The sequence below is a fragment of the Streptomyces sulphureus DSM 40104 genome, assembly GCF_000381025.1.
GTDB classification, from domain to species: Bacteria; Actinomycetota; Actinomycetes; order Streptomycetales; family Streptomycetaceae; genus Streptomyces; species Streptomyces sulphureus.
The window spans coordinates 17,635-26,705 of record NZ_KB905822.1 but is presented as its reverse complement, the minus strand read 5'-3'; the positions used below and the strand labels follow the sequence as shown (position 1 = coordinate 26,705).

Genomic DNA, 9,071 nt, shown 5'->3' with positions numbered 1-9,071 from the left:
GGATCCCTGCGGCTGCCGCCCGGGGCGTGGCTGCCGCAGCTGGCAACCCCGCCTGGACCGGCCGGCCGCTGCAGCTTCACACGGGCGGCGGGCCGCTCAGAGCAGCCCGGCGATGTGACGGACCGCGTCCCGGGCCGGGCGCCCCACACCGATCAGGGTGGCAGAGGCCGCACCGGTCCAGTCGCCGTAGCCGAGCAGATGCAGCCGCGGCTCGCCAACAGCACATGTGCCGTCGGTGGGGATGTGTCCCCGCGGCCCGCGCAAGTTGAGCGGGGCGAGCTGGGACAGAGCCGGGCGGAAGCCGGTGCACCAGACGATCGCATGCGCATCGCTCTGGCTGCCATCGGGCCACCGGACACCGGTAGCGGTGAACTGGGCGAACATCGGCTTGGCGGTCAGTAGTCCGGCGTCCCGGGCCGCGCGGACAGGCGGCACGGCCACGATGTCGCCCAGTGAGGCCACCCCACCGGTGTCGGTGCGGCCGGCTTCGAGCGCACGGCGGCGGGCGGTGGCGACATCGAACAGGGCCCGGCCGTCGATGTCGTCGGCCAGGAAGCGCGGTGGGCGCTGGGTCACCCACGTGACGTGGACGTTGCCGTCCAGAGCGAGGTCAGCGGCGATCTGCGCGCCGGAGTTCCCGCCGCCGACCACGATCACGTGCTGGCCGGCGAAGTCGGCCGGAGAGCGGTAGCTCACCGTGTGCAGCTGCCGTCCGGTGAAAACGTCGCGGCCGGGGACGGCGGGAAGGAAGGGGCGCGTCCAGGTGCCGGTGGCACTGATGGCCGCGCGGGCCCGCCACGTGCCCGAGTCGGCCTCGACCAAGAGCCTCTCGCCGTCGCGGCGCACGGCGTCCACGCGGGTGCCGTGCTGGACGGGCAGGTCGTAGCGCTTCTCGTAGTCGGTGAGGTAGTCGACGACGTGCCCTGCGTCCGGGTACGTCTCGCCGGGCTGAGCGGGCATGAGCCGGCCCGGCAACGAGGAGTGATCCGCCGGGGAGAACAGGTGGAGCGAGTCCCACATGTGCTGCCAGGACCCACCCGGCGCCGGATCGGCGTCCAGAATCACGAAGTCGAGGCCCCGGCGACGCAGGTGGTAGCCGGCGGCGAGTCCTGCTTGGCCGCCACCGACCACCACCACATCCGTGTGCCGTGTCACGGGGCCGTCGTCACCGCGTCGGGGCCGAACTTCTTGCGCCAGGCGAGCGCGACGTAGACCAGCCCGATCAGCACCGGGACCTCGATGAGCGGTCCGACCACGCCCGAGAGGGCCTGTCCGGAGGTGACGCCGAAGGTGGCGATGGCGACCGCGATGGCCAGCTCGAAGTTGTTGCCTGCCGCCGTGAACGCCAGGGTCGTGGTGCGGTCGTAGGCCAGGCCGAGGCCCTTGCCGAGGAGGAAGGTCCCGAAGAACATGATCGCGAAGTAGACCAGGAGCGGCAGCGCGATCCGGGCGACGTCCAGCGGCTGCGAAGTGATGGTCTTGCCCTGGAGGGCGAAGAGGATGACGATCGTGAACAGCAGTCCGTACAGGGCCCAGGGGCCGATCTTCGGCAGGAACTTTGCCTCGTACTTCTCGCGGCCCATCTTCTGCTCGCCGATGCGGCGGGTGAGGAAGCCGGCCAGCAGGGGGATGCCGAGGAAGATGACGACGTTCAGCGCGATGTGCCACACGGACACGTCCAGGCCCTGGCCGTCACCGAGGTTCATCCAGCGCGGCAGCAGGTCGAGGTAGAACCAGCCCAGCAGGCCGAACGCGAGGACCTGGAACACCGAGTTCAGTGCGACCAGGACGGCGGCGGCCTCCCGGTCGCCGCAGGCGAGGTCGTTCCAGATGATGACCATGGCGATGCAGCGGGCGAGACCGACGATGATCAGGCCGGTGCGGTACTCGGGCAGGTCCGGCAGGAAGATCCACGCCAGCGCGAACATGACGGCGGGCCCGATGATCCAGTTGATGACCAGCGAGGACACCATCAGCTTCTTGTCGCCGGTCACGCGGTCGAGTCGGTCGTAGCGGACCTTGGCGAGCACCGGGTACATCATCACCAGCAGGCCGAGCGCGATCGGCAGGGAGATACCGCCGATCTCGATCTTGGCGAGCGCGTCGTTCATGCCCGGGATGAGGCGGCCCAGGCCCAGGCCGACGGCCATGGCGAGCAGGATCCACACCGCGAGGTAGCGGTCGAGGGTGGAGAGCTTCTTGACGATCGAGTCGTCCCCACCGCCGGCCGGAGCGGGGGCGGTGGTGGGCTCTGTGGAGGTCACGGGCAGGCCCTCTTGTTCTCGGAAGCGGTGCGGGCGGAGTCGGCCAGCGCGGCGAACTGCTCGGACAGTCCGGCCAGGACCTCGGGCTTGAGCTTGTAGTAGGTGAAGCGGCCGCACGGCTCGGTCTCCACGATCCCGGCCTCGCGCAGCACCTTCATGTGGTTGGACAGGTTGGTCTGCTTGGCTCCGGTCTCCTCGACCAGGTGCGTCGTGCAGAGCGTCTCGCGCGCCAGCAGGGTCACGATCTGAAGGCGGAGCGGATCGCCCAGCACCCGGATCACATCAGGATCGACTGAAGTCAGCATGCACTGATACTCTCACATCACCGCCCGCTGATACCAGCGGGGGCTGAAGTCATTGGCGGCCGGGTTCCGCCATGCGACGAGAGAGAACGATCACCATGGCCGACAAGCCGTCCGTCCTGTTCGTCTGCGTCCACAACGCCGGCCGCTCCCAGATGGCCGCAGCCTGGCTGACCCGCCTGGCCGGAGACCGCGTCGAGGTCCGCTCCGCCGGCTCCAACCCCGGCACGGCCGTGAACCCGGCCGCCGTGGAGGCCATGGCCGAGGTTGGCATCGACATCTCCGCCGAGACCCCCAAGGTCCTCACCATCGACGCGGTCCGCGAGTCCGATGTCTGCATCACGATGGGCTGCGGCGACACCTGCCCCGTCTTCCCCGGCAAGCGCTACCTGGACTGGAAGCTCGAGGACCCCGCCGGCCAGGGCGTGGCCGCCGTCCGCCCGATCCGCGACGAGATCAAGACCCTCGTCGAGGGCCTGATCGCCGAGATCGCCCCGGCCAAGCCGGAGGCGACGGCGTGAGCGAGATACGCGAGGTCGCCATCATCGGCTCCGGCCCCGCCGGATACACCGCCGCCCTCTACACCGCCCGCGCCCAGCTGAGGCCCCTGCTGTTCGGCAGCTCCATCTTCGTCGGCGGCTCGCTGACGACCACGACAGAGGTCGAGAACTTCCCCGGCTTCCCCGACGGCGTCGACGGCCCGGTCCTGATGGAGAACATGCGAGCCCAGGCCGAAAGGTTCGGCGCCGAGATGATCGACGACGACATCGTGTCCGTTGACCTGACCGGCGACGTCAAGCTCCTCACCGACTCCGCCGGCACCGTCCACCGCGCCAGGACGGTGATCATCGCGACCGGCTCCGGCTACCGCAAACTCGGCCTGCCCAAGGAGGACGAGCTGTCCGGCCGGGGCGTCTCGTGGTGCGCGACCTGCGACGGGTTCTTCTTCAAGGGCCGAGACATCGTCGTGGTCGGCGGCGGCGACACCGCCATGGAGGAAGCCACCTTCCTCACCCGCTTCGCGAAGTCGGTCACCGTCGTCCACCGCCGCTCCACCCTGCGCGCCTCGAAGGTCATGCAGGACCGGGCGTTCGCCGACGACAAGATCTCCTTCGCGTTCGACAGCGAGATCGCCGAGATCAAGGAGACAGGCGGCATGCTCGCCGGCGTCGTCCTGCGTGACGTCTTCACCGGCGCCACCCGCGGTCTGGACGTGACGGGGCTGTTCATCGCCATCGGGCACGACCCGCGCACCGAACTCTTCGCCGACCAACTGACGCTGGACGGCGAGGGCTACATCGAGGTCGTCTCCCCGACGACCCGCACCAGCCTTCCCGGCGTGTTCGCGGCCGGCGACGTCGTCGACCACACCTACCGCCAGGCCATCACCGCCGCCGGCACCGGTGCCGCCGCAGCCCTGGACGCCGAGCGCTACCTCGCCGCCCGTGGCGCTGCTGAAACCGTGCCCGAAGCCGCTGCCGTACCGGCCTGAACGGCACTCGCAGGCGGGGCCGCCCGGGAAGCTCCGGGCGGCCCCGACGCGGTCGTTCTCACCGGTCGTCACCGGGGAAGCTGGGAGGTCTTCTCCGGGTGGGCGACGGTGACGTAGTGCATGGCGGTCTTCTCCGTGATGCCGAACAGGCGCATGAGCTTCAGAGGGTCGCCGGTCTCGAACGCCTCGTTGAGGATCCGGTCCTGTCGCAGGCCGTCCAGCGTGAACCCCTTGGGCAAGTGCCTGTGGAGCATGGTCATGCTCACCGGGGGGTGGTCGGGGTCGAGCGCGGTGCGCTGGCTGACGAGCAGGTGGGGGTTGGTCGAGGCGGGCCAGCGGTGGTGGCGGTAGGTCAGCCACTCGGCGGCGAGGGTGTGGGTGAACTCCTCGGTGTAGAGGGTGTGGCGCAGCAGGCCGCGGCGGGCTTCGAGGGTGCCGTGGGCGAGATTGAGGTCGCAGGTCAGCAGGGTGGGGATCTCGTGGCCGGGCAGGGCGTGAACGGCGGTCAGGGCGATGACAAGCCGGCCGAGCGGGGTCGTGGCGCGGTCGAGGAGTCCAGCGAGGAGGTCGGCGGGCACGGACTTTGGGATGCCCTTGAGGTCGCCGACGGGGAGGTTGCGGGTGGGGTCGCGGAAGACGACGCGTTCCTGGCGCAGGGCCTTGAACAGGCTGCGCAGGCTGATGGCGAGTTGTCGGCGGGCGCTCCCGGTGAGGCCGTCGATGGCGGTGGTGGCGTGGTCGCTGGTGATCTGCCGCAAAGTGGTGATGCCGCTGCTGGTCCAGGCGGTGAGGGTCGGCTCGAGGGCGAAGAGGTAGCGGCGGATGCCGTCGTAGCCGCGGGCCTCGTGCTCGCGCCGGCCTTGGCCGCGCAGGACCTGTACCCACAGCCGGACCTCGTCGGCGACGGTCGGGGGCAGCGTGCTGATGGTGGCTTCGATCCAGACCTGGTCCGCGTCCCGGTGTAGTTCGGGGTCTTCGGCCAGCAGGCCGCGGGCGGCGAGGAACTGGCAGACCCGCTTGGCCCCGAGGTTGGGGTCGAGCAGGGCGAGGTCGTGGACGTCCCGCTCCTGGAAGACCGTCTCGGCGCCGAGCCGGTACACCAGGATCGTCAGGGTGCGGATGTCCTTGCGGTACGCGGGGTCCTGCCGGCCGCGGCGCAGCCGGTCCAGTTCCTCAGTCAGTGCACGGGCCGCGGTGGTCAGCGGCAGGTTCCTGTAGCTGCGGCGGCGCAGGCGGGCCATGACCGGCGACCAGTCGCGCCGCATTCCGAAGAGCGGCTCCTGCCCGCGGGCGGCATGGAGGGCGGACACTGCCTCGTCCTCGTCTTCCGCCGGCGCGGGTTCGTCGGCCGGGATCAACTGGGCCTGACCGGGAGCCCCGTGCGGAAGGTCGATGACCAGCTGGGTGGCGCGCACTGTGGCAGGGCCTGAGTCGTCCAGGTGCTGGTAGAGGCGGCAGGTGCGGCATCGACTGCCACGCAGCGGCAGCTCGTCCCTCAGGCACCGCACGCACCGGCCCGCAGGGCGGAGCTCGCGCCAGTGACGGCACGGATTGCAGCGGGAGCCTCGTTTTCCGCTGGCCATCCAGGCATCGCAGTCGCGGCATGACCGCGCCACGGACGGCGGCAGGGGCGCCGGGGCGGTGATGTAGGTCGTGGTGGGCTGGTTGGTGGTGGAGAACCGCATCGGCTCCGGCGCCTGGTCGAGCAACCCGGCCCGCAGCAGGACCAGGCGCACCGCGTCCCCGTTGGACGGCAGGTCCCGAAGCATCGGCTCGGGTAGCCGTGCGGCGCCCTCGGCCTCTCGTACGGCCAGCGCGAGGCGGACCATCTCTGCGATTGCGCGCTGCCAGCCCACGGACAGGCCGTGCTCGGCCGCCATCACCTCGATCACTAGGCGGCATTCCTCCCACCCGGCGACCGGTCGGCCGACGATCGCGCTGACCGTGGCGTCGGTCAGCACTCTGGGCACTGTGAACAGGGCAAGCTGGCCGCACACCTGCGCCTGAAGCACCGGTGGCCCGGCCGGGGCGGCGCGCTGCTTCCGTAGCTTGATCCACCACTGCTGCCCCACCTTGAGCCCGTTCTTCGCGGGCCGGCGCAGTGGCCGGGCGTCCGCCGACCGGTCGCCGTACATCCCGCCGACGATCAGCTGGACCGGCCGCGGCCGCGCCTCCGGCAGACCCAGGGCCCATTCGGCGTCGTCCTCGGTCCGGATCGCCATGAGGCACGGCTTGCACAGCCCGTCCGTGTTCAGGTGCGCCTCGTGCCGGCACCGCGGGCACACCCCGCGCTCGGGGTACTTCCCCGCCCAGGGCCGGCAACCGGCGCACACCCGATACCAGTGCACCACCAGCCAGCCCAGGCACACCGGACAGCTCCGCGCCAGCCCTTGACCACGATCCTTCGTCACCGCGGGCCCCTCAATTCGGCGGGAGCGAGCGCGGCCCGGCGCCACGGCGGCTGCGCGGCACAGGCCGGACCGGGCCCGCGGTCGGCCCTTCCTCGGCGCCGACCGCCCGTTGGCCGGACTCCGGCACCCCCTGGGCATCGGCGAGCGGCTCGGCCTGGAGCAGGTCGGCGACCGTGCAGTTCAGCGCGGCGCACATCTTGTCCAGGTCCTCCAGGCGCACGGTGACCGGCGTGCCGCCCCACAGGGCCGCGACCTTGCTCAATGAGGGGTTGAACCCCACCTGCTGGAAGGCGGCCAGCACCTCGGTCGGCCGCCACAGGTCCCGTTGGGCGGCCACCATCCGAAGGTTCCACTTCACCGTAGGTTCCCCTTGTCCATCACCAGTCGTTGGGCCGCCCGGGAGCTCGCGGTCAGGTTCGCGTGCTCAGGGTCGGAGTGAGCGGTCGCCATGTACCGAAGTGTCGTAGTTGCCCAGTCATGTCCGAGGACTTTCTGCACTTCCCACAACGTCATCCCGCGCTCGTAGTTGTGGGTCGCGCAGGCGTGACGCAGCAGGTGCGGGAAAAGATCGGTGACTGGCCCATTCAGGTAGGTCGCGGCCGCCGTATGCAACGCCTTGCGGAACGTGGACGGCACGATCGCCGGCGCGATCGGCAGGTTCAATGAGGCGATCGCGGTCGGCTTGCGCTCCGAGGGCCACAGCGGTGCCCGCGGGTGCTCGACGTCGTCGCCGAACTCGCCCCGGATCTCCTCGATGTACCACCACAAGAGGGCGCGGCCCTCCTGGAACATGTAGGCCTCACGCGGCCTCGGCCCCGAACCGTGAGCGCCCTTGCCCAGCACGACGAAGCGGCCCCACTGGCCGTGCTCCCAGTGCAGATCGCCCATGCACACCCCGCACAACTCTGCGGCCCGGACGCCGGAGAGGTAAGCGACCTTGGTCATCACGTAGTCGCGGCACGCGACCAGGTACTTCCGCGCGTTGGGCAGGTCCTCGCGCCACCGGCCCAGGAAGTCCCGCATCGCCGTCTGCGACGGCGGGATCCGGAGGCCGAAGTCTCCGCGATGACGCGGCCGGTTGAACGGGTCGATCGGCGACTCCACGGCCGCCCCGAAGCGCCGCATGATGTCGCCGGCGTATCGCTGCTCGAGGAACGCGAAGTAGGCGTCGATCTTGTTGATCTTCCCGCGCAATGTCGATGGCGCCCGCTTGCCCGGTCCGGCGAAGTAGCGGTCCACCTCACGCGGGGAGAGCTGCCACGGCACGGTGCCGTAGTACTCGCAGACTTCCACCACGGGCTTGAGCAGGCCGTCGAGCGTCGTTGGCGCCAGGCCGGCAGCGTCCCGGGCCCACTGGTACTCCGAGAGCGTGTCGAGGAAGAAGCTCTCCTCGTCGACGGCGGAGATGCGGGCCTGGCGGCGGCGCTGCAGGGTGACGACGTCCGCCAACCCCGATTCCACCGACACCGCCGCCGGGTCCACCACCGCGCTGGCATCGGCGCCTGGGCGCACCAGCGTCAGCACGCGACTTTCGGAATCTGACACGAACCGTGAAATTACAGGGACTACGCGCAGAATCTGCGAGTTACTGCTGAGATCCCACACCAACGAGTGAACGCCACCAGAGGAGCGTTCTGCCTGCTGAAATGCAGCTTCACTGGGTCAGGCAGCGGCAGACGAACCCGCCCGTACTCCACTAGGGCCTGCTGCTCGCGCCAGAAGCGGCGGTTCGCGGCAGTCTGCTTCGGGTGGAGAACCCACGCGGAAGCGATGGCGGCGAGGAGGACCGGCACGGCGGTGAGGAACCCGGGGTGCCACATCGGGTGCCGTTCGCACTGGTCCTCGGCCCAGCCCAGGAGGCGGGTGCCGACGCTGAACCTTCCGGCGAGGTATCCGACGGTGGCGCCGAGCGCGGCGACCAGGAGCAGCAGCAGGTTCACGGGGCGGTCCTCCTCGAGGGGGTGGGTTGCGGGGCAGGGAGCTCGGACCAGCCAAACGGCGACTCGTTCCGGTCCTCCGGACACTCGACGGCCAGGAGCCGGCCGAGGCGGGCGTCTTCGTCGCCGAGCTGGGCGTGTGTATCGGTCACGTGTCCGGCTCTCCCCGGTGCTTCGCCGCGGTGGTGGCCACTGCCATGTCGTAGACGACGGTGATGGCCTCGGCGAGGTCCGGTGTCTGGTTGGTGTCGGCGTGCTCGGCGAGGACGGCGAACAGCGCACAGGACGTCTCGTGGTCCTTGTTCGCGCAGGCGGCGACGAACCGGGTGGCGAACCGCAGCGACGGGGGCAGCTCGTCGACACTCGCCGGCCGCCCGTCCGGCCCTTCGACGTGGATCATCACCGGGTTGTTCGGGTCGCCGCCGTCGTTCTGGGCGAGGTTGGCGAGGACGCAGAGCATCCCGTACGTGGAGGCCGGTCCGGCGTCCACGTGCGGCTGGAGCATCCCCATCGCGGTGTCGTGCCGTCCGAGGACGCCGTACGAGACGGCGTCGAGGATGGCGTCCGGGTCGGGTGTCGTCATGGGTGGTCGCTTTCTTGTCTCGCGGGGCTGGCATGATTCGGGCCGGCCCGGCGCGGTGAGCGCTCCTGGTGAGGTCGGGAGC

At 70.3% G+C, this 9,071-nt stretch carries 10 protein-coding genes; 2 read left to right on the top strand and 8 right to left on the bottom strand.

Annotation, left to right across the window (positions count from 1 at the left end; translation table 11 throughout):
- Positions 1-96: 96 nt before the first annotated feature.
- The 3 genes from F603_RS0124345 to F603_RS0124335 are packed head-to-tail and all read right to left on the bottom strand — an operon-like array spanning position 97 to position 2,569.
- The gene (locus F603_RS0124345; RefSeq protein ID WP_026328688.1) at positions 97-1,155 is read right to left on the bottom strand and encodes an ArsO family NAD(P)H-dependent flavin-containing monooxygenase; all 1,059 of its coding nucleotides are present in this window, start codon (positions 1,153-1,155) and stop codon (positions 97-99) included.
- A complete protein-coding gene (gene arsB, locus F603_RS0124340) occupies positions 1,152-2,264 on the bottom strand; it encodes an ACR3 family arsenite efflux transporter (protein ID WP_019548550.1) in 1,113 nt (370 codons plus the stop codon). The genes F603_RS0124345 and arsB overlap by 4 nt, the downstream gene beginning before the upstream one ends.
- Positions 2,261-2,569 (bottom strand): ArsR/SmtB family transcription factor, encoded by a 309-nt coding sequence (locus F603_RS0124335; protein ID WP_026328687.1) that lies wholly within the window; start codon positions 2,567-2,569, stop codon positions 2,261-2,263. The genes arsB and F603_RS0124335 overlap by 4 nt, the downstream gene beginning before the upstream one ends.
- 95 nt (positions 2,570-2,664) lie before the next feature.
- On the opposite strand from F603_RS0124335, the gene F603_RS0124330 reads away from it, so the two are divergent.
- Positions 2,665-3,087 (top strand): arsenate reductase ArsC, encoded by a 423-nt coding sequence (locus tag F603_RS0124330; protein WP_019548548.1) that lies wholly within the window; start codon positions 2,665-2,667, stop codon positions 3,085-3,087.
- Entirely contained in the window at positions 3,084-4,058 is a 975-nt protein-coding gene (gene trxB, locus F603_RS0124325) for a thioredoxin-disulfide reductase (RefSeq protein ID WP_019548547.1), read from the top strand. The genes F603_RS0124330 and trxB overlap by 4 nt, the downstream gene beginning before the upstream one ends.
- Before the next feature lie 68 nt (positions 4,059-4,126).
- Here trxB and F603_RS0124320 read toward each other — a convergent pair whose 3' ends face one another.
- From F603_RS0124320 to F603_RS0124295, 5 genes are all read right to left on the bottom strand, one after another.
- Complete coding sequence (locus F603_RS0124320) at positions 4,127-6,280, bottom strand: hypothetical protein (RefSeq protein WP_234350681.1); 2,154 nt, start codon at positions 6,278-6,280, stop codon at positions 4,127-4,129.
- A gap of 199 nt (positions 6,281-6,479) precedes the next feature.
- Positions 6,480-6,827 (bottom strand): helix-turn-helix domain-containing protein, encoded by a 348-nt coding sequence (locus tag F603_RS0124315; RefSeq protein ID WP_019548546.1) that lies wholly within the window; start codon positions 6,825-6,827, stop codon positions 6,480-6,482.
- A complete protein-coding gene (locus F603_RS0124310; protein WP_019548545.1) occupies positions 6,824-7,993 on the bottom strand; it encodes a tyrosine-type recombinase/integrase in 1,170 nt (389 codons plus the stop codon). The genes F603_RS0124315 and F603_RS0124310 overlap by 4 nt, the downstream gene beginning before the upstream one ends.
- Positions 7,994-8,034: 41 nt before the next feature.
- Positions 8,035-8,409, bottom strand: a complete 375-nt coding sequence (locus F603_RS0124305; RefSeq protein WP_019548544.1) for a hypothetical protein — start codon at positions 8,407-8,409, stop codon at positions 8,035-8,037.
- 145 nt (positions 8,410-8,554) lie between these two features.
- The gene (locus F603_RS0124295) at positions 8,555-8,989 is read right to left on the bottom strand and encodes a hypothetical protein (RefSeq protein WP_019548542.1); all 435 of its coding nucleotides are present in this window, start codon (positions 8,987-8,989) and stop codon (positions 8,555-8,557) included.
- Between the last annotated feature and the right edge of the window lie 82 nt (positions 8,990-9,071).

What these genes read in the sequence shown, in the direction of transcription:
- F603_RS0124330 (WP_019548548.1), top strand. Translation starts at nt 2,665, where the DNA reads ATGGCCGACAAGCCGTCCGTCCTGTTCGTCTGCGTCCACAACGCCGGC.
- F603_RS0124335 (WP_026328687.1), bottom strand. Translation starts at nt 2,569, where the DNA reads ATGCTGACTTCAGTCGATCCTGATGTGATCCGGGTGCTGGGCGATCCG.
- F603_RS0124320 (WP_234350681.1), bottom strand. Translation starts at nt 6,280, where the DNA reads ATGGCGATCCGGACCGAGGACGACGCCGAATGGGCCCTGGGTCTGCCG.
- F603_RS0124295 (WP_019548542.1), bottom strand. Translation starts at nt 8,989, where the DNA reads ATGACGACACCCGACCCGGACGCCATCCTCGACGCCGTCTCGTACGGC.